This is a genomic window from Microbacterium flavum (assembly GCF_018717645.1).
GTDB classification, from domain to species: Bacteria; Actinomycetota; Actinomycetes; order Actinomycetales; family Microbacteriaceae; genus Microbacterium; species Microbacterium flavum.
On record NZ_JAFLHG010000006.1, the window covers coordinates 1 to 18,543 of the forward strand.

Here is an 18,543-nt window from a genome sequence, read left to right on the forward strand (position 1 = left end):
CTCCACGGCTACCTCGGCGACGTCCCGCCGGCCGAGTTCGAGGAGACGTTCTATGCTGGCCAAACCACCACCGATCAGCTGGTGGGAATCAAATAGCGCGAGTCTCCATCAGACCCAGGGCGCTTCAGATGAACCGGGACGGGACGGAGTATTTCGCCATCCGCACTGTGATCAGCGAGGAACGGTCAACCCGCGGCGTCAGCGGTAAGCCGGGATCGAAATCATCGACCGGCAACGCAGCGAGAGCGTCACGGTCCAGGGCGTAGTCCGCTTTGACGGTGCGGATCCGGGACCCGATCCGACGGTCCTCGTCGACCTGATCCCAGGCGATGACCTTCTCGTTGAGTTCCGCGAGGGAATCGACCACTGGCATCGGGGAGAGCCAGGTCCGGCGAAACCGTCCAACGTCGCCCTCGATGCCGCCCTTCTCATGCGCGCCCATTATCCCCGGCTGACAATAGAAGGAGTCAAACCCGTAGTGGGAACGGAACAGCACCCACCGGTCGTTCTCCACCCGAGCCCGACCCTGCCCATAAAGCACCGACTGGACCGCGGCGGTCAGGTTGTCGTATTTGATCTGCCCGGTCGGGATCCCGCCGATGGTGTGGAACGCGGCGATATGACCCTCCAGGAATGCTTCCTGCGCCTGGGTCGGATAGATGCGGTGCACCGCCCTGCCCGAGAAGCAGAGCCGGAACGCGAAGAGGTGACACTTCGTTTTCACCCCCGCCAGCACCACCCAGACCTCACCGAAATCGACCTCCGCCTCATACCCGGGGACATGCTCCTGCGGGACGAACGCTTCCACCCGCCGGCCCGCCGCGATCTCCACCGCCGCCCGCCGCACCCGGACGTAATCACGGACGGTGGAGTACGACAGGTCGGCGGCGCCGTGCTCGTCGATCAGCCGAGCGAGGATGCGTCGTGCGGTGTGGCGCTGCTTCCGCGGCGCATCCAGATCCTCGATTAGCATGCGCTCGATGTGCGGCTTGAACGGCTCCAGGCGGCCAGCTGTTCGGACGGGCGTTTTCCGCGGAGGAGGGACCGCGGACTCAAGTCCAGCTCGCACCGTTCGCCGGTGCACGCTATGTCGGCGAGCAAGCTCCCGAACCGACAACCCCTCAACACGCGCATCCCTCCGGATACTCGCGAACAAATCCACCCTGGACACCATCCCGGCCCTCTCCGTCGACAACCTGCCAGACGAGACCACGATGAGGTGGGGCCAAATCAAACCGTCACAACCACCCCGGCAAGTCGCAAGCGGGGCCAAACCAAGCCGTCACAACGGGGCCACTTCAACCTGTCACAGACAGAGCAGGTCGAGCCGACCGTTGCGGAGGTACGCAGGGCCTGACATCGAGTCGAGAAGACGCTGCAGGCCAGGCCTCACCCGGCTGGTGACCGAGGCGCGGGGCCGTAGCCCCACGCTGTTTGCGTTTCGAGCCAGATCGAACAGGTGCGCACGCTCGGTGTCGTCGAGTCGCAGTGCGCCTGCCAGGGAGTGCAGCACGCTCTCGGATACGCCGGTCAGGTTTCCGCGTTCGAGGCGTACGTAGTAGTCCACGCTGACGCCCGCGAGCACCGCGAGCTCCTCCCGACGCAGCCCGGGAACGCGTCGAGCGCCTCCGAACGGGGTGATGCCAGCCTGCTCGGGTGTCAAACGTCCCCGCCGCGTCGTCAGGAAGTCGCGGACCTCCGACCGGTTGTCCATGAGCCGAGCATACGAACATCCGCGATCTTCGCGAGGGGTGACAGCGTTACCTGGCTCGTGGTTCGCGCGGGGGTGACCATGGATGAACGTTGCGGAAAGGGGAATCGTCATGGCCGAGAAGACGCGAGCACAGCAGCTCGTCGCGGACATCGCACCGAAGCTCGCTGACCTCACCGACGAGGTGCTGTTCGGTGACGTGTGGAGGCGACCGGAGCTGTCTCCGCGCGATCGCAGCCTCGTCACCGTCGCCAGCCTGATCAGCACCGGCAGCACGGAACAGCTGGAAAGCCACCTGCGTCTTGCCCGACAGAACGGCCTCACCGACGCCGAGCTCGTCGAAGCGATCGTGCACCTCGCGTCCTACGCGGGGTGGCCTCGGGCGATGTCGGCCGTGCATGTCGCGAAGCGTGTGTTCGCAGAGCCGGCGGACTGATGCACATCGATCCTCGGGGCGCGACGGTGCGGGGACCATCGGATCGATTCACCGGCGACGTGTGGGTCGACACCATCGCCCGCCCCCAACCGCCTGGATACGCGACAGTTGCTCTGGTCCGATTCGCCCCCGGCGCGCGCACCGCCTGGCACGTCCACCGCCATGGGCAGACCCTCCACATCACGCAGGGAACCGCCGTAGTGCACACCCGCGATGGTCGGACAATCATCGCGGGCGCAGGCCAGAGCGTTCACACTCCGCCGGGAGAGTGGCACTGGCACGGCGCCGCGGACGACAGTTTCATGGAACACCTCGCCGTCAGCACCCTCGCCCCATCTGAGAAGGACTCCGCTGTCGAGTGGGCCGAACACATCACCGCGGAGGAATACGCCTCCGCTCTCACCCACAACGAAAGGCCTTCCAACCCATGAACGAGAACACCACCCCTCGGGTTGCCGTCATCACCGGCGCCTCCTCCGGCATCGGCGCCGCAACCGCCCGCGCTCTCCACTCCGCCGGGTACCGGGTCGCATTGCTCGCACGACGTGCTGACCGGATCTCGGCTCTCGCCGCTGAGCTGGGGCCGGCGCACTCCCGATCCAGGCCGATGTCACCGACCGTAAGCAGCTCGTCGCAGCCGCCGACCGCGTGCAGCAGGAACTCGGCGGAGCGAACGTACTGGTCAACAACGCCGGCATCATGCTCCTCGGCCCATTCGCGTCCGCGCAGCGCGACGACTACCGCAACATGATCGACATCAACCTCCTCGGCGCGATCACCGCGACCGAAGTGTTCCTCGACCAGCTGCGCGAAGCGCCCGGCGACGTCATCAACCTGTCGTCCGTCGCCGGGCACACCGCCCGCGCAGGCGACGGCGTCTACGCGGCGACGAAGTGGGGGCTCAACGGCTGGTCAGAGTCCCTCCGTCAGGAACTTCTCCCCAACGTGCGCGTGACCCTCATTGAACCGGGCGTCGTCGACACCGAGCTCCCCTCGCACATCACCCACGACGCCACACGCGAAGCCGTTTCGCACCGAGCTCTGCGATCGCGGCGGCCTTGTCTTCGGGGCGCAGCTCGGCGCGGACGTCATCGATCCCTGCATGCGCAGCGAGGGCGCGGGCGGTGCGGGCGTTGTCGCCGGTGAGCATGGTCACCCCGATGCCCTGGGTCGCGAGGGTGCGGACCACTTCAGGGACCTCGGGGCGCAGCTCGTCGCGGACGCCGATCGCGGCGACCGGGACGCCGCCGCGGTGGACGATCACGACTGTCATGCCCTGCTCCTCCAGCCCCGCGACCCGGTCGCCGAGGGTCCCGGCGTCGAGCCAGCGCGGGCTGCCGACGGTGATCCGCGCGCCGGCGAGCTCGCCCTCGATGCCGTGCCCGGCCTGCTCGGTCACGCCCTCCGCCGCAGGGGCATCCGGCGCTGCGGCGGTGATCGCGGCGGCGAGGGGGTGGGTGCTGTGCTGCTCCAGAGCGGCCGCCCACGCCAGCGCCTCCGCCTCGCTCACACCGTCCACGGTGAGGACGGCGGTGACGGCGGGCTCGTTGCGGGTGAGGGTGCCGGTCTTGTCGACGGCGACGTGGCGGATCACGCCGAACCGCTCGAACGCGGCACCGGACTTGATGATCACGCCGAACTTGCTCGCCGAGCCGATCGCCGCGACCACGGTCAGCGGCACGGAGATCGCCAGTGCGCAGGGCGATGCCGCGACCAGCACGACCAGGGCGCGGGTGATCCACAGCTCCGGGTCGCCGAGCAGCGAGCCGATGATCGCGACCAGGGCGGCGAGGATCAGCACGCCCGGGACGAGAGGGCGGGCGATGCGGTCGGCGAGGCGGGCGCGGTCGCCCTTCTCCGCCTGAGCCTTCTCCACGAGGTCGACGATCGTGGTCAGTGAGTTGTCGGTGCCTGCCGCGGTCGTTTCGACCTCCAGTGCCCCGGCGGTGTTGATTGCGCCGGCGGAGACGGCATCGCCGGGTTCGACCTCGACCGGGATCGACTCCCCGGTGATCGCGGACGTGTCCAGGCTGGAACGTCCCGTGCGGACGACGCCGTCGGTCGCGATCCGCTCACCCGGCCGCACCAACATCAGCTGCCCGACAGCCAGATCCTTCGCGGCGACCTCGACCGAGACGCCGTCGCGGCGGATGGTGGCGGTCTCCGGGACGAGCTTGAGCAGTGCCCGCAGCCCGCCGCGGGCACGGTCCATCGCCTTGTCCTCCAGCGCCTCGGCGATCGAGTACAGGAATGCCAGCGCTGCGGCCTCCTCGACGTAGCCGAGGATCACCGCGCCGACCGCGCTGATGGTCATCAGCAGCCCGATGCCGAGCTTGCCCTTGAAGAGGTTCCGGATCGCGCCCGGCGTGAACGTCGACGCGCCCAGCAGCAGGCCGATCCAGAACAGCACCAGCGCAGGGATCTCCATCCCGGACCACTCCAGCGCCAGACCGGTGAGGAACGCCACACCGGAGAAGACCGGGACCATGATCCCGCGGTCCCGCCACCAGGGGCGCTCCGCCTCCTCGGCCTCTTCGCCGACTGCGGTCTCAGGCTCGTCGTGCTCGCAGCCGCACGCCGCGCTCACGCGCCCGCTCCCGTCCCGCAGCAGCCCGGCACCGTGCACGAAGCGTCCATGCAGGGCGCGTGCTCGTCCACCGCGAGCGTCACGTCCACCAGCGCGGTCAGCGCCGCCGCGAGGTGCGGGTCCGCGATCTCGTAGCGCGTCTGCCGCCCTTCCGGCTCGGCGACCACGATGCCGCAGTCGCGCAGGCAGGTCAGGTGGTTCGAGACGTTCGAGCGGGTCAGCTCCAGCTCACGCGAGAGCACCGCCGGGTAGCTGGGGCCGTCGAGCAGGGTCATCAGTATCCGGGAGCGCGTCGGGTCCGCCATGGCCCGGCCGAGCCGGTTCATGACGTCGAGACGTGGAGCAATGGTCAGCATGCACTGATCATACAGTGTTGACTGAACTAATCCCAGGATGAATAGTGCACCCTGCGACATTCGGCCCTACCAGTAACCCCGCGGGCGCGCAGCAGCAGCCCGGCGTTTTCGAGCGCGCCGAGGACGCGGACGATGCTGGTGGTGTTGCAGGACACCACCCGGGTCAGGTCCCGGCCGAGCGCGGTGGCGTAGTTGGCCTGGGCGACGAAGGAGTGCCCGGTGGTCGAGTGCGCTTCCCCGCCCTGCACGATCACCTTTATTCCCGCCGCCTGGTAGCGGGGCAGGTTTCCGGCGGCGACGTGCTTGGGGGTCGTATCGACGATCACGTCGCTCTGCGCGAGGAGATCGTCGAGGGTTCCCTCGGGGCGGATGCCGGTGTCCACCATGCCGCTGTGCGCGTCGGGGGTGGCGGCGAATACGGGCAGCCGCGGGACGGCGGATTGTATTCGCCAGTCGGTGACGATGTCCGCGACGCCCACCAGGTGCATGTCGGGTTGGGCGTGGACGGCGTCGGCGACCCTCTTGCCGATCACTCCGTACCCGTTGACGCCGACTCTGATCCTGTCCATCTTCGTCTCCTTTCGTGGTGTTCTTGAGCCGTGCGCGGGTCAGGGGCGGGGTCGGCGGCGCCGCAGCGTCCACAGCAGATAGCTGCCGAGGGCGCCGATCGTGCCGGTCCCGGCGCCGATCAGGACGCCTTCCCGGGAGCGCCATTTCGTGTTCCCGCCGACGAGGGTGCCGATCCCGCTGATCAGCGCGGCGGCGATCATTCCCGCGACGACACGGTTGCCGACGCGTTCGGCGCGCCCGACGAGAGGTTCCAGCTCCGTCGCGCGCAGGTGCACCTCGAACCCGCCGTCTTCGAGGAGATGCCGGAGCCGGCTCAGGGTGGCGGGCAGCTCGGTGAGCAGTGCCCCGGTGTCGGCTCCCGCGCGCGCCCATCGCCGGGCCAGAGCCGGCAGGGACAGCTGGGCGCGGGTGAGCTGCTCAGCGTAGGGCTGCAGGGCGTCGAGCATCTGGAAGTCCGGATCCAGCCGCGCCGCGGTCCCTTCGGCCATCATCAGCACTTTGAACAGCAGCGCCGTCTCCTGCGGAAGGTGCAGCTGGTGCTGCTGCAGGATGCCGAGCAGCTGCTGGAGCATGATTGCGAGGCTGATCTCCGACAGCGAACGGCCCCGGTAGCGGGCCGTTAACGCGGTGATCGCCTGCCGCAGCCCTGCCCGGTCGACGACGTCGGCGGTCCGGGAGAGTTCTATCAGGGCGGTGGTGAGGGTGTCCGGGTCGTCGCGGGTGAAGGCGAGCACGATGCCGGCGAGGCCGTCCGTGGTCTGTTCGGTGAGCTCCCCGACCATCCCGAAGTCGATCAGCGCGAGCGCGCCGTCGGGCTGCACGAACATGTTCCCGGGATGGGGGTCGGCATGGAAGAACCGGTTGTCGAACACCATCGTGAGCACGATGTCGGCACCCAGCCGCGCGAGTGCGACCCGGTCGATGCCGGCGGCGTCCAGGCCCTCCAGGTCGTCGATCCGCACCCCGCTCATCCGCTCCAGGGTCAGCACGCGCGAGGTCGTGGTCTCCCCGTGCACGCGGGGAATCCGCACCCGCGCCGCGTGGGCGAACTCCTGCGCGAACCGTTCGGCGTTGCGGGCCTCCTGCAGGTAGTCCAGCTCGGCACGCAGCGTGCGGGAGAACTCCTCCACCAGCCCGGGCAGGTCGTACTGCCGGATGGCATCCCAGCGCCGGTCGGCGCGGTCGGCGAGGTTGCGGAGAATGTCCAGGTCTTCATGCACCTGCGCGACCACGCCGGGCCGGCGCACCTTCACGACGACCTCGGTGCCGTCGTGAAGAGTTGCCACGTACGCCTGCCCGATGGACGCCGCCGCCAGCGGCACCGGGTCGAACTGGGCGAACACGTGCTCTGGGTCGGCGCCGAGCTCTTCACGGAGCACGTCCCGAATGCCCTCCCACGGTGCCGCGGCGACGTCGTCCTGCAGTTTGGCGAACTCGGCGACCCATGCCGCGGGGAGCAGATCGTGCCGGGTGGAGAGGATCTGGCCCAGTTTCACGAACGTCGGCCCGAGCTCCTCCAACGCGACCCGCACATGCTCGGGGTTCGTGTAGGGGTCCTCCTGCCGGGCGTGTCCGAGGGCGCCGCGGTGGAACGGCACCAAGCCGCCCAGGCCCAGCACGCCGGCCAGGACGCCGAGTCCGTGCCGGCGCAGCACGGCCCCGATCTGCCGGTACCGGCTACTCCCCGCGCCCATCAGCTCACGCCCCTCTCGGCTGGAGTGCCGGCCGATGCTCGTTCGAGGATGAAGTCGACGCGCGCGTCGGGGGCGAGTGCGGGGACGGTGACGACGGGAAAGCCCAGCTCCTGGTACACCAGCCCGAGCAGGTCGTGGATGCGCCGCTGCGCGGCGGGGTCCTCGGTGCGCGCGTAGTCGGACGCCAGCGGGAGCAGGTCAAGCAGGAACACCGTCGCGTACCGGGCGCCGGCCAGCGCGCCCAGCAGGGCGGTGCCGGGGGCGAGGCCGAGGAAGCGGTAGTAGGCGAGCGAGTCCGGCAGAGCACGGTCCAGGAACACGGTCTGTTGCGGGTCGAGGGAGCGTTCCTGCTCGATCTGCATGTCGACGACGGCGCGCTGGAACTCGCTCTGCCGTGCCCGCACCTCCGCGGTGCTGCGCCCGGTGATCCGTTGCAGGTCGATGTAGTGGCGGGCGTGCTCGATTGTGGTCGTGTACCCGCGGCCCCGCAGCAGGTTGACCGTGGTGGTCTTGCCCGAGCTGGGACCGCCCGTCACGACGTGCCAACGGGTGGTCTGTGCGGGCCGCGGCTCCTGGATGCCGGTCATGACCTCACCCTACACCCTGTACCCCTACAGGGTATGGTAGATTGTGGGTGGAGGTGCGAGATGGCACACGGGTATGTGGACAACAAGCCGGCGCTGCTGGCGCGGCTGAGCCGCGCGGAGGGTCAGGTGCGCGGGATCGCGCGGATGATCGACGAGGACGTGTACTGCATCGACGTGCTGACCCAGGTGTCGGCGGCGACGAAGGCGCTGGAGTCCGTCGCGCTGTCGCTGCTGGAAGACCACCTCGCGCATTGCGTCGCGCAGGCGACCGCCGAAGGCGGCCCGCTCGCGGAGGAGAAGCTCCGCGAGGCGAACGCCGCGATCGCGCGCCTCGTGCGCTCCTAACGTCGTCCCCACTCACATCGTTCAACGCTCTTGAAGGGAGCACATCATGACCGGACAGGGATTCCAGGACCTCGGCCTGCAGGCGACCAGCACCGGCGGTGGCTGCGCCTGTTGCAGCCCCACCTCCCACGCCACGGCAGCCACCGACACCGGCGCGCCGGCGCAGCAGACGGCGGCGGGTGAGACCGTGTCGGCGCAGTTCCTGGTGGAGGGGATGACCTGCGCGCACTGCGTGCGTAGCGTCACCGAGGAGGTCTCCGCGATCGACGGTGTCTCCGACGTCGCGGTCGATCTGCACGCCGGTGGCGTGTCCACGGTGACGGTGTCCAGCGCGACGCCGGTGGATGCGGAGCGGGTGCGGGCGGCGGTGGAGGAGGCCGGGTACAGCCTCGCCGCAGCCTCATGAGCACGCTGGACGTCGATCTCGACATCACCGGGATGACCTGCGCGTCGTGCGCGACGCGGGTCGAGCGGAAGCTGAACAAGCTGCCCGGGGTGGAGGCGACGGTCAACTTCGCCACCGAGAAGGCCCGCGTGCACTCGGAGGCCCCGGTGCCGGTGGAGGAGCTGATCGCGGCGGTCGAGCAGGCGGGGTACGGAGCGAGCCTCCCAGCCCCGCCTGTGCCCGACACGGCTGAGCAGACCATCCCGCGGGACGATGAGCTGGCGTCGCTGCGGCAGCGGCTGATCGTCTCGGCGGTGCTGGCGGTGCCGGTCGCGGTGCTGTCGATGATCCCCGCCCTGCAGTTCACCTACTGGCAGTGGCTCACGCTCACCCTGGCCGCGCCGGTGGTGGTGTGGGGGGCGTGGCCGTTCCACCGCGCCGCGGCGATCAATGCCCGGCACGGGGCGGCGACGATGGACACTCTGATCAGCGTCGGGGTGCTGGCCGCGTTCGGCTGGTCGCTGTACGCGCTGTTCTTCGGCGGTGCGGGGATGCCGGGAATGCGGATGAGCGTCACCTTCGTCGGCACCCCGCAGGCCGGTGGCCACGAGGTGTACCTGGAGGTCGCCGCGCTGGTGACCGTGTTCATCCTCCTCGGCCGCTACCTCGAGGTTCGTGCCAAGCGGCAGTCCGGCGAGGCCCTGCGCGCCCTGCTGGAGCTCGGCGCCAAGGACGCAGTGATCCTCCGCGAAGGCACTGAGCAGCGCGTCCCCGTCGCACAGCTCGTTCCGGGTGATGTCGTGGTGGTGCGGCCGGGTGAGAAGATCCCCGCCGACGGCCTCGTCACCGAGGGAATGTCCGCGGTGGACGAGTCGATGCTGACCGGCGAGTCCGTGCCGGTCGAAGTCGCCCCCGGCTCCCGCGTGGTCGGCGCGACTGTGAACACCGGCGGGCGCCTGCTCGTGCAGATCACCCGCGTCGGCGCCGACACCGAGCTGGCCCGGATGGCGCGGCTGGTCGAGGAGGCGCAGACCGGCAAGGCCCAGGTGCAGCGCCTCGCCGACCGGGTGTCGGCCGTCTTCGTCCCCATCGTCATCGTCCTCGCCCTGGCCGCGTTCGCCGGGTGGCTGATCGCGGGGGCGCCCTTGGAGGTCGCCTTCACCGCCGCGGTGACCACCCTGATCATCGCCTGCCCGTGCGCGCTGGGGCTGGCGACGCCGACCGCTCTGCTGGTCGGCACCGGCCGCGGCGCCCAGCTGGGCATCCTCATCCGCGGACCCCAGGTGCTCGAGCAGACCCGCCGCATCGACACCGTCGTGCTCGACAAGACCGGCACCATCACCGCCGGCACCATGACCGTCACCGGCATCCACCCCGCTCCCGGCACCGATGAGGCGGAGCTGATCCGGTTCGCCGCGGCGCTCGAGCACGGCTCCGAGCACCCCATCGGCCGCGCCATCACCGCCGCAGCCGACGGCCCGACGGATGCCGTGGAGTCATTCGCCGCCGAGGCCGGTCAAGGCGTGCAGGGCATCGTCGACGGCCGCCTGGTCGCCGCCGGCCGCGCCTCCTGGATCACCACCCAATGGGCGCTCCCCATCCCCGCCGAGCTCGCCGCGACCATCGCGGCGGACGAGGCGGCGGGGGCGACGGTGACGGTGGTGGCGTGGGACGGGCAGGTGCGCGGGGCGATCAGCGTCGCCGACACCATCAAACCCACCAGCCGTGAGGCGGTCGCACGGCTCCGGGAGCTCGGGTTGACCCCGATCCTGCTCACCGGCGACAACCCCGGCGCCGCCCGCGCGATCGCCAACCAGGCCGGGATCGAGGACGTCCGCGCCGGGGTCACCCCGCAGGGCAAGCTCGACACCATCCGCGACCTGCAGGCCGCGGGCCGGGTGGTCGCGATGGTCGGCGACGGCGTCAACGACGCCGCAGCCCTCGCCGCCGCCGACCTCGGGATCGCGATGGGCACCGGCACCGACGCGGCCATCACCGCCGCGGACCTGACCATCGTCTCCGGCGACCTGATGCTGGTCCCGGACGCGATCCGGCTGGCCCGCCGCACCCTGGGCACGATCAAGGGGAACCTGTTCTGGGCGTTCGCGTACAACGTCGCCGCGATCCCGGTCGCGATGCTCGCCCTGCTCAACCCCATCCTCGCCGCCGCGGCAATGGCGTTCAGCAGCGTGTTCGTCGTCACCAACAGCCTCCGCCTGCGCCGCTTCCGCCCCCTGCCCACCCCGACCCGTGCCGGCGCCCCCGCCACCCGAGAGCCCGCGCCCGTCCAGGCCTAACCATCGCTCGAGAAGGAGACACACCATGTCCCACGACCACGACCACTCCGGGCACGACCACACGCACGGGCACGACCATGGAGGACACGAGCATGGTGCGCACGAGCATCACCATCACGAGCCGCCGGCGGGGGCGACGAACCTGGTGACCTGTCCGGTGATGCCCGGCAACCAGGTCGACCCGGCCTGGGCCGAGCAGCGCGGCCTGTTCCGCGACTACCAGGGCAGCCGGTACTGGTTCTGCTGCGCCGAGTGCGGGCCGCTGTTCGACGCCGACCCGGCCCGCTACGCGCACGCCGCCTGACCGGCCAGATAACCCGGTCGGAGATAGAGGGTGGACACGGCGGTCGGGCTGGTGCAGGCGTACCTGCGGGTCAACGGCTACTTCACCGTCGCCGAATACCCCGTGCTGGACGCCACCGGTCCCGGCGGTCCCCGCACCATCACCGACCTGGACATCCTCGCCGTACGGCTGCACCGCGCACCGGGAGCGTCCGGGACCGTCGACGCACCGCTGGACCCGGCCCTGGGTGCCGGGGGCGGAGCGGACATGATCGTCGGCGAGGTCAAGGAAGGCCGCCCGCACCCCAACCCGGCGATGCGGGACCCGGCCGTGCTGGAAGCCGCGTTCACCCGGTTCGGGTGCTGCGCCCCGACCGATGCCGCCCGGCTGGTCGCCGAACTGCTGGAAACGGGACGGACGGTGGCGCCGGAAGGGCGCACGATCCGCACGGTCGTGTTCGGCAACCCCACCTCCCCGCCCGGGGCGGGGGCGCCGTGGCACACCGTCCCGTTCGCCCGGGTGCTGCGCTACCTCGAAGACCACCTGAGCGCGCACTGGGGCATCCTCGGCCGCACCCAGATCAAGGACGACACCCTCGCCCTGCTGGCCCTGCGGGAGAAGGCCCACCGCGCCGCGACCGGCGCCTCCCGCCAGGGCACGGACCGGTAGGGCGGGTCATGGCGGGGGAGCGTGTGCACACGCAGGGGGAGCCGGTGTGGGTGCGCACCCGTGGCGGGCGCGCCCCTTATGCGATGGTGCTGCCGGGCCCCGCCGGGGCCCCGGGTGCCGACGGTGGTGTTCGAGGCGGGATCGGCGGCGACCCGCTCCACCTGGGCGTCGGTGCAGACCCGGGTCGCCGCGTTCACGCGGGCCGTGGTGTATGACCGGGCGGGGCTGGGTCGGTCCGTCCCGGATAGTGCAGGGCGCACCCTGGACCGGATGGCCGACGACCTGAACGATCTGCTGGACGGCCTCGAGCCGAGCAGCGGGTTCGTGCAGGTGGGGCATTCCGCGGGCGGCCCGATGGTGCGGCTGGCCGCGTCCCGCCGCCCGGACCGGGTGGCCGGGCTGGTGCTGGTGGATCCGACCGATGAGGCAGCGGACCTCCTGTTCGGTATGCGGTTCCGGGTCGGGGAGAAGATCGTGATCGCCGTGGAGTGGGTGCTGGCCCGGGTGGGGATGCTGGAGCGGTTCTTCCGGTTCCTCGGGGAGGGGATGCCCGAGGATGTGCGGGCCGATCTTCACCGGGAGGCGTTCCGGCCCGCGGTGGTGGTCACCCAGGGTCGGCAAGCGCGCACCTTCCTCACCGAGCTGCACGCCTGGCAGGGCGACCCGCCGGCGCTGCCCGATGTCCCGGTCACCGTCATCTCCGGCAGTCTCGCGGACGGTATGCCGCGACGGGTCCGGGATGCCGCGACCGCCGCCGGGCGGTATCGGGCCGCACAGTCCCGGCAGGGCCGGCACGTGGTCGCTGCCCGCTCCGGCCACTACATCCCCGCCACAGAACCAGATCTGATCGCTGCGGAGATCCGCCGCCTCGTCCTCCCACCCGCAGGATAACCCCGGGTTGTCTGGCGGGCATGCCTAGTCAGGCCACAGCAGGGGTGCGCCGCCGCCAGGCGATCGCGCCGGTGAGGGCGAGACCACCCAGCCCACCCCACAAGGTGACAGCGGAGACGCCTTGCCCGATGAGGACGGCGGGGGTGATGCCGGTGCGCAGGTCGGTGTCGGCGATCAGCGCCCCGGCCTGTCCGGCGGGCAGACCGGTGAGGGTGCTGCCGTCGGGGCGGATGATCTGGCTGGTGCCGACGGTGGAGACGTTCACCACGGTACGGCCGGTCTCTACCGCGCGGATCCGGGCGACCGCGAGCTGCTGCAGGTTCTCGTCCGTGCCGCGGAAGTCGGCGTTGTTGGTCTGGAACACCAGCAGCTCCGCACCGGCGGTGATGCTCTCGGCGATGACCTCGTCGTAGATCACGTCGAAGCAGATCGCCAACCCCACCGGCACACCGCCGACGGTGACCAGCGGCACGTCCGTGCCGTGCGCGTAGTCGCGTTGCAGCAGCCCGACCAGGTCGGGGGCGAGCAGGGTGTAGAACGCCCGGTCGGGCACGTACTCGCCGAACGGCACCGGGTGGCGTTTCGCGTGCGTCTGCACCTGCTCCCGCTGCGGCGTGGCACCGGTGGTGGCCGGGTCCCACAGGAACGACGTGTTGTAGATGTTGCCGCCCGCCGTGGTGGCCGCGTTCGCCAGCAGCGGGGCACCTGCCCGGGTGCTGATGCCGGTGAGATACTCGGCCAGCCACGGGGTCTGGAACGGGTCAGCATCCAGCCCTTCCGGCCACACCACCAGATCCACATCCGCGTCGAGCACCGGGCCGGTCGCGTCCCCCTGCGCCCGGGCGATCGCCCCCACGGTGCGCTGGTCGAAGTACCCGGACGGGCCGTTGCCTTGCACCGCCCCGACCCGCATCGTCCCGGCCGGTGTGGTGGGAAACGCCGGGACCAGGACCAGCATCAGGGTGGTGACGGCGGGTACGGCGGCGGGGAACGGGCGACGCCACCGGCCGGTCCGGATGGCTTCGATCGCGGCGGCGACGGTGAAGACCATCAGGAAGGTGAGCCCGCTCACCCCGACCCAGGACACCGTCTGAACGAGGGGGCTGTCGGCTTGGGTGATCCCGAGCCGCGCCCACGGCAGCCCCCCGTACGGCCAGGCGCCCAGCAGCACCTCCCGGCCCGTCCACAACGCGGCCACCAGGCCCGGCAGCAGGAGCAGGCGTCCGACCGGGCCGGGGGCGGCGCGCGGCACCCACCGGTAGGCGAGTGCCAGCGGGATGATCCCGACCGCGGTCAGGGTCCCTTCCACCACGGTCAGTGCCGCCCACGGCACCGGCCCGAGATACCGGGTCGTCCAGGACACCAGCAGCCCGAAGAACAGCAACCCGAACACCGCCCCGACCGCCACCGCCCCCCACACGCTCCGGCCGATCAGGGCGAGAAGCAGCAGCCCGGTCGCGGCGAACGCGGCCGGCCAGAATCCCACCTCCGGGTAGGCGAGATCCATCAGCACCGCCGCGGCTGCCGCGACCGGCAACGCCATCGCCAATGGCATCACCGCCCGGGCGCGGCGGTTCGGCGGGGTGGGTTGGGGGCGTCCGTGCGGGTCCTGGAGGGTCGTCGGGGTGGCGGTCATGGCCGGTCCGCGATGGTGCGGGCGATTACGGCGGCGTCCCGGGACACCCCGGCGAGGGTGTCCGCTCCGGGGCGGCTGTGGGCGGGGATCCCGGCGACGAACAAGCCCGGCAGCCCGGTCATCGCCGGGCGGGACCGGGCTGCGGTCGCCTCGGCGGGGAGCCAGTCCTCGCCGGGGTCGTACCCGGTGGCGAGGATTACCGAGTCCGGGGCGAGGGTGCTGCCATCGGCGAACGTGACCTGCCCGCCGTCCGCGCCGGTCACCGCCGGGGCGACCGCCACACCCGCGTGACGCAGCGCATGGTAGCTGTCGCCGAACACCGGCTGCACGGCGGGTGGGCGACCCAGCCAGGACGAGCCTGCCCGGGCGTGGACGGGGAAGGTACGGGCGGGTCGGTGCGGGCGCCGGGTGCGGACCGCGAGGGTGACCTCGTGGGAGGTGGATAGCTCTCGCGCCAGCTGCACGCCGCTGTTTCCGCCGCCGACGATCAGCACCCGCCCGGTGGGCACCTGCCGGGGGAATTGGTAGTGGGCGCTGTGCAGCACCACCCCGGGCACCCGCAGCTGCTGCGCCCACGCAGGGATGCGGGGGTGGGTGGCGGCGCCGGTCGCGCACACCACGTTGCGGGTCTGCACGTCGCCCTCTGCGGTCTGCAGCTGCAGCACCGACCCGTGACCGACGCGTTCCACCCCGACCACACGCAACCCCCAGAACGGGTCCACCCCCAGGGTGTGCTGCACCTGGTCCAGGTAGTTCGCGATCTCATCCGCCCGCGGGTGCTCGTGCGGGTCCACCGGTAGAGGCCGGACTGGCAGCGTGCTGTGGCGGGCGTCGGATAGCAGCCGCATCGAATGCCACCGGGACGCCCAACTGCGTTGCCGGTCCGTGGCGGCGTCGACGACCACGAACTCCTGCTGCGGCCGGAACCCCAACCCGATCAGCGCGGCGGCCACCGCGAGCCCGGCCTGCCCGGCCCCGACGATGATCGCCCGCCGATGCGTCAACCCCGACCGCATCACCACCCCCTCCCCGCAGAAGAGGGCCGGGGCGGGAATGGACGGAGGATGATCGCGCCGGCGCCGCGGCGGGACGGGGCCGGACGGGGCCGAGCGGGGCCGGGTGGGCGGCGGTGACCGGCCGCAGCCGTCGGCACCGGACCGGCGAAGGGGGCCGCCGTGATACGGGTCGTCAAGACATTCTCCAAACCTAGAAATCGGCATCACACAGCGCCCGCACACGGGCGGGCGGGAAGACGCCGCCCATGGGTGGGCGGCATGCCGGATCTCAGGTTCGGGAAATCGACAACAGCAGCAGTGAGGGCGCGGCCGGACGCCGCGACACGGGCACCGGCACCAGCAGCGGCGCGCGCACCGGACGGGATACCCGCAGTATCCGCAGCCGGCCCTGGAGCCGGGAAGCCGTCACGGCCGCCAGTACCAGCAGCGTGCACACCACCCCGATCAGGCACCCCCACGCCCCGGACGCATCGACGGACACCCCCGCAGAGGACGACGCCGTCCGGCCCTCCACCGGTGCCCCCGAGTCTGGGGTAGAGCCGGTCGCGACGGGGGAGCCCGCACTGGTGTCGGCGTGCGCGTCAGCCGTGGTGTGGGAGGTGGTCCAGCCGCCGATGATGAGCACAAGTGCCAGGCCCAGGATGGTCAGCAGCCGCCCCGACCACCACCCCGCCGCGATGACCCGGTCGGGCCGGGATCGGGGGTCGCGGGGCATAGTCCCTCACTGTACCAATCCGACCTTTGCGTCTCCCGGATCTCGCCCGGCCGCAGGCCTTCCACGCCTTCGCCGACAGAGCAGCCACATCGCGTCCACCGGCACGTCGTTCTCGATTATCGGCGAACGACGTCCGTCTCCTGAGCGGAAGGATCAGTGCCCTCGGGGTGCCGTGGTGTCGGTCAAGGCGGGCAGCAGGATCGCCGTGACGCCGTCGGGGTCGAGTCTGCCGGTGCGGACTTCTTCGGCGGCGCCGTTGAGGACGGCACGGGTCGCTGAACTCCGCCGCGATCGTCTCGGCTGCGTCAGGTTCGCCCCACCGGGCACGTGCACCCGTCGGCACCCGAGGCGGCGCCGATTGAAAGAATACCTATAGGGGGTATAAGGTGTGGGGGAGTCGTGTGCGAGGGAGAGGCGGGCGAGGTTGATTCAACCGATCGACTATTTCCTGGTCGCCTGGTTCGTGCTGGTCGCGATCAGCACGATCTGGGTCGGGGTGGACCAGTTCCGTCACAACCCGGAGCCGGCGGTGATGAAGTGGGGCTTCATCCTGGTCACCCTCTACCTGGGGCCGATCGGGGCGCTGCTGTATGTGCTCGCGGACAAGGAGCCACGGCCGGGAGAGCATGAGGAGTTCACCCGGCCGCTGTGGAAGCAGGGCATCGGCTCGACCATCCACTGCGTCGCGGGCGATGCCACCGGCATCATCGTCGCCGCCGTCGTCGTCGCGTCGCTGGGCCTGCCGATGTGGCTGGATCTGATCATCGAGTACGCCGCCGGGTTCGCGTTCGGGTTGTTCGTGTTCCAGGCCCTGTTCATGAAGAACATGATGGGCGGCAGCTACTGGCAGAACGTGCGCCGCTCGTTCCTGCCCGAGTTCATCAGCATGAACTTGATGATGGCGGGCATGGCGCCGGTGATGTCGCTGCTGATGATGGGCCGCGACATGCGGGCCATGCTGCCCACCGAGTTGCTGTTCTGGGCGGTGATGAGTTTCGGGATCGCGGTCGGGTTCGTGCTCGCTTACCCCGTGAACGTGTGGATGGTGAAGAAGGGCCTCAAGCACGGTCTGATGACCGTCCGCCCCCAGCCCGCCACCCACCCCCAGGAGCATGACGCGCACGCGCAGCACAGCCCGCGGCCGGAGGCGCACGCCGGCCACGACCAGGCGGCGGGCTGTGCGTCGTCGCCGGGGTCGGGGCATGAGGCGCACCAGCCTTCTGGCGCCGGAGCGGTGACCGTGCCGCAGCTGACCGTGGTCGGCGCGTTCTCCGCGATCGCGCTCGTGGTCGGGATGGTCGCCCCCGCGAACGCCGTCAACATGACTCTCAGCGCGCACGACGTCGGTGGGCTGATCATGCCGCCCGGGATGATCATGACCCGTGACACCCCCGCCGAGGCGATGCGGGACATGGCCGCCGTCGACCCGCGGGCCGCGACCGCCGCGTACGACGTGGACACCCGCGGTGATGAGGTGCTGGAACCTGCCCGCGTCGAGGACGGGGTGAGGGTGTTCGAGCTGACCGTGTCGCAGATCCGCTGGGAGATCCTCCCCGGCGTCACCGTCGACGCGTACGCGTACAACGGGCAGATCCCGGGGCCTCGGCTGCAGGTCACCCAGGGCGACCGGATCCGCATCGACGTCACCAACGAGCTCGACGAGTCCACAACCGTGCACTGGCACGGCCTGGACGTGCCCAACGAGATGGACGGGCCCGCCGGGATCACCCAGGATCCCATCCAGCCCGGCGACACCTACCGGTACGAGTACACGGTGAAGCAGTGGGGCACGTTCTTCTACCACTCCCACGATCACGCCGACCGGCAGCAGGCCCTCGGCCTGTACGGGGCGCTGATCATCGACCCCGCCGACCCTGGCCTGCAGCCGCCCGCCGATCGCGAGTACACGATCCAGCTGCAGGAGTGGCTGTCCCGGGAGGGACTGACCTATCCGGCGATGCCGATGGAAGGGGGCATGCCGAACTACTTCACCATCAACGGGAAGGCATACCCGGCCACCGAGACCATCGACATGAAGGTGGGCGAGACCCTCCGGGTGCGGTTCATCGGCTCGAACACCATCGACATCCATCCGATGCACATCCACGGCGGCCCGTTCACCGTCGTCGCCCGCGACGGGGCGGCCCTCACCACGGCGCAGCAGTTCCAGGCCGACACGATCAACGTCGGGCCTGGACAACGCTACGACGTGCTCTGGAACGCGCTCGAGCCCGGCCAGTGGCTCATCCACTGCCACATCAACCACCACACCACCAACAACAACGTCGAAACCGACGGCGCCGGCGGCCTGACCATGATCATCAACGTCACCGAATAACCCCTACGGGCCGAAGAAGCCCGCCGT

The 18,543-nt window shown here is 70.6% G+C and carries 16 protein-coding genes and 4 pseudogenes; 10 read left to right on the forward strand and 10 right to left on the reverse strand.

The window, feature by feature from the left end; all coding sequences use genetic code 11:
• Positions 1–127 precede the first annotated feature (127 nt).
• Together istA and J0P97_RS07485 are read right to left on the reverse strand one after the other, a co-directional pair.
• Positions 128–1,174, reverse strand: a pseudogene (gene istA, locus J0P97_RS07480) (IS21 family transposase); the annotation flags it as partial.
• A 141-nt stretch (positions 1,175–1,315) separates the two neighbouring features.
• Positions 1,316–1,714, reverse strand: a pseudogene (locus tag J0P97_RS07485) (helix-turn-helix domain-containing protein); the annotation flags it as partial.
• Between the two features lie 109 nt (positions 1,715–1,823).
• Between J0P97_RS07485 and J0P97_RS07490 the strand changes: the two are divergent.
• The 3 genes and pseudogenes from J0P97_RS07490 to J0P97_RS07500 all read left to right on the forward strand — a co-directional run bounded on the left by J0P97_RS07490 (position 1,824) and on the right by J0P97_RS07500 (position 3,293).
• Positions 1,824–2,147 (forward strand): carboxymuconolactone decarboxylase family protein, encoded by a 324-nt coding sequence (locus J0P97_RS07490; protein WP_215487166.1) that lies wholly within the window; start codon positions 1,824–1,826, stop codon positions 2,145–2,147.
• Positions 2,147–2,578: a cupin domain-containing protein gene (locus tag J0P97_RS07495; RefSeq protein ID WP_215487167.1), complete on the forward strand. Its 432-nt coding sequence runs from the start codon at positions 2,147–2,149 to the stop codon at positions 2,576–2,578. Before J0P97_RS07490 ends, J0P97_RS07495 begins: the two co-directional genes overlap by 1 nt.
• A pseudogene (locus tag J0P97_RS07500) lies at positions 2,575–3,293 on the forward strand (SDR family oxidoreductase). The gene J0P97_RS07495 and the pseudogene J0P97_RS07500 overlap by 4 nt, the downstream one beginning before the upstream one ends.
• Here J0P97_RS07500 and J0P97_RS07505 read toward each other — a convergent pair.
• The 5 genes and pseudogenes from J0P97_RS07505 to J0P97_RS07525 form a co-directional block, all read right to left on the reverse strand.
• A pseudogene (locus J0P97_RS07505) lies at positions 3,181–4,734 on the reverse strand (heavy metal translocating P-type ATPase); the annotation flags it as partial. The pseudogenes J0P97_RS07500 and J0P97_RS07505 sit on opposite strands and share 113 nt — an antisense overlap.
• Complete coding sequence (cmtR, locus tag J0P97_RS07510) at positions 4,731–5,090, reverse strand: Cd(II)/Pb(II)-sensing metalloregulatory transcriptional regulator CmtR (RefSeq protein ID WP_060960787.1); 360 nt, start codon at positions 5,088–5,090, stop codon at positions 4,731–4,733. The gene cmtR and the pseudogene J0P97_RS07505, both read right to left, overlap by 4 nt.
• 26 nt (positions 5,091–5,116) lie before the next feature.
• Positions 5,117–5,659 (reverse strand): type II glyceraldehyde-3-phosphate dehydrogenase, encoded by a 543-nt coding sequence (locus J0P97_RS07515; protein ID WP_246540026.1) that lies wholly within the window; start codon positions 5,657–5,659, stop codon positions 5,117–5,119.
• 39 nt (positions 5,660–5,698) lie between these two features.
• Positions 5,699–7,354: an ABC1 kinase family protein gene (locus J0P97_RS07520; protein WP_215487168.1), complete on the reverse strand. Its 1,656-nt coding sequence runs from the start codon at positions 7,352–7,354 to the stop codon at positions 5,699–5,701.
• The gene (locus tag J0P97_RS07525) at positions 7,354–7,941 is read right to left on the reverse strand and encodes an AAA family ATPase (RefSeq protein WP_036286077.1); all 588 of its coding nucleotides are present in this window, start codon (positions 7,939–7,941) and stop codon (positions 7,354–7,356) included. The genes J0P97_RS07520 and J0P97_RS07525 overlap by 1 nt, the downstream gene beginning before the upstream one ends.
• Before the next feature lie 60 nt (positions 7,942–8,001).
• Here J0P97_RS07525 and J0P97_RS07530 point away from each other — a divergent pair, with 60 nt between their 5' ends.
• The 6 genes from J0P97_RS07530 (at position 8,002) to J0P97_RS07555 (ending at position 12,811) form a co-directional block, all read left to right on the forward strand.
• Positions 8,002–8,286: a metal-sensitive transcriptional regulator gene (locus J0P97_RS07530; protein WP_005049572.1), complete on the forward strand. Its 285-nt coding sequence runs from the start codon at positions 8,002–8,004 to the stop codon at positions 8,284–8,286.
• A 46-nt stretch (positions 8,287–8,332) separates the two neighbouring features.
• Positions 8,333–8,692 carry a heavy-metal-associated domain-containing protein gene (locus tag J0P97_RS07535; protein WP_051498747.1) on the forward strand — a complete coding sequence of 120 codons (360 nt, stop codon included), beginning with the start codon at positions 8,333–8,335 and terminating at the stop codon, positions 8,690–8,692.
• On the forward strand, positions 8,689–10,968 hold the full coding sequence (locus J0P97_RS07540; RefSeq protein ID WP_060960785.1) for a heavy metal translocating P-type ATPase: 2,280 nt from the start codon (positions 8,689–8,691) through the stop codon (positions 10,966–10,968). The genes J0P97_RS07535 and J0P97_RS07540 overlap by 4 nt, the downstream gene beginning before the upstream one ends.
• A 25-nt stretch (positions 10,969–10,993) precedes the next feature.
• Complete coding sequence (locus tag J0P97_RS07545; protein WP_005049577.1) at positions 10,994–11,272, forward strand: YHS domain-containing protein; 279 nt, start codon at positions 10,994–10,996, stop codon at positions 11,270–11,272.
• A 30-nt stretch (positions 11,273–11,302) separates the two neighbouring features.
• Positions 11,303–11,920, forward strand: a complete 618-nt coding sequence (locus tag J0P97_RS07550; RefSeq protein ID WP_135948657.1) for a hypothetical protein — start codon at positions 11,303–11,305, stop codon at positions 11,918–11,920.
• 78 nt (positions 11,921–11,998) lie between these two features.
• Positions 11,999–12,811: an alpha/beta fold hydrolase gene (locus tag J0P97_RS07555; protein WP_223849008.1), complete on the forward strand. Its 813-nt coding sequence runs from the start codon at positions 11,999–12,001 to the stop codon at positions 12,809–12,811.
• A 28-nt stretch (positions 12,812–12,839) separates the two neighbouring features.
• Here J0P97_RS07555 and lnt read toward each other — a convergent pair whose 3' ends face one another.
• From lnt to J0P97_RS07570, 3 genes are all read right to left on the reverse strand, one after another.
• Entirely contained in the window at positions 12,840–14,447 is a 1,608-nt protein-coding gene (gene lnt / locus J0P97_RS07560) for an apolipoprotein N-acyltransferase (RefSeq protein WP_157532490.1), read from the reverse strand.
• Positions 14,444–15,463 carry a flavin-containing monooxygenase gene (locus J0P97_RS07565; protein WP_060960843.1) on the reverse strand — a complete coding sequence of 340 codons (1,020 nt, stop codon included), beginning with the start codon at positions 15,461–15,463 and terminating at the stop codon, positions 14,444–14,446. The genes lnt and J0P97_RS07565 overlap by 4 nt, the downstream gene beginning before the upstream one ends.
• Before the next feature lie 268 nt (positions 15,464–15,731).
• On the reverse strand, positions 15,732–16,178 hold the full coding sequence (locus J0P97_RS07570) for a hypothetical protein (protein WP_036286063.1): 447 nt from the start codon (positions 16,176–16,178) through the stop codon (positions 15,732–15,734).
• Positions 16,179–16,602: 424 nt separating this feature from the next.
• Here J0P97_RS07570 and J0P97_RS07575 point away from each other — a divergent pair, with 424 nt between their 5' ends.
• Complete coding sequence (locus J0P97_RS07575; RefSeq protein WP_215487169.1) at positions 16,603–18,516, forward strand: multicopper oxidase domain-containing protein; 1,914 nt, start codon at positions 16,603–16,605, stop codon at positions 18,514–18,516.
• Positions 18,517–18,543: the final 27 nt, after the last annotated feature.

Bases quoted from the DNA above. Each gene is read 5' to 3' on its own strand.
- J0P97_RS07565 (WP_060960843.1), bottom strand. From the start codon at position 15,463: ATGCGGTCGGGGTTGACGCATCGGCGGGCGATCATCGTCGGGGCCGGG.
- J0P97_RS07555 (WP_223849008.1), top strand. From the start codon at position 11,999: ATGCGATGGTGCTGCCGGGCCCCGCCGGGGCCCCGGGTGCCGACGGTG.
- J0P97_RS07495 (WP_215487167.1), top strand. From the start codon at position 2,147: ATGCACATCGATCCTCGGGGCGCGACGGTGCGGGGACCATCGGATCGA.
- cmtR (WP_060960787.1), bottom strand. From the start codon at position 5,090: ATGCTGACCATTGCTCCACGTCTCGACGTCATGAACCGGCTCGGCCGG.
- J0P97_RS07515 (WP_246540026.1), bottom strand. From the start codon at position 5,659: ATGGACAGGATCAGAGTCGGCGTCAACGGGTACGGAGTGATCGGCAAG.
- J0P97_RS07570 (WP_036286063.1), bottom strand. From the start codon at position 16,178: ATGCCCCGCGACCCCCGATCCCGGCCCGACCGGGTCATCGCGGCGGGG.
- J0P97_RS07520 (WP_215487168.1), bottom strand. From the start codon at position 7,354: ATGGGCGCGGGGAGTAGCCGGTACCGGCAGATCGGGGCCGTGCTGCGC.
- J0P97_RS07535 (WP_051498747.1), top strand. From the start codon at position 8,333: ATGACCGGACAGGGATTCCAGGACCTCGGCCTGCAGGCGACCAGCACC.
- J0P97_RS07490 (WP_215487166.1), top strand. From the start codon at position 1,824: ATGGCCGAGAAGACGCGAGCACAGCAGCTCGTCGCGGACATCGCACCG.
- lnt (WP_157532490.1), bottom strand. From the start codon at position 14,447: ATGACCGCCACCCCGACGACCCTCCAGGACCCGCACGGACGCCCCCAA.
- J0P97_RS07540 (WP_060960785.1), top strand. From the start codon at position 8,689: ATGAGCACGCTGGACGTCGATCTCGACATCACCGGGATGACCTGCGCG.
- J0P97_RS07545 (WP_005049577.1), top strand. From the start codon at position 10,994: ATGTCCCACGACCACGACCACTCCGGGCACGACCACACGCACGGGCAC.
- J0P97_RS07525 (WP_036286077.1), bottom strand. From the start codon at position 7,941: ATGACCGGCATCCAGGAGCCGCGGCCCGCACAGACCACCCGTTGGCAC.
- J0P97_RS07530 (WP_005049572.1), top strand. From the start codon at position 8,002: ATGGCACACGGGTATGTGGACAACAAGCCGGCGCTGCTGGCGCGGCTG.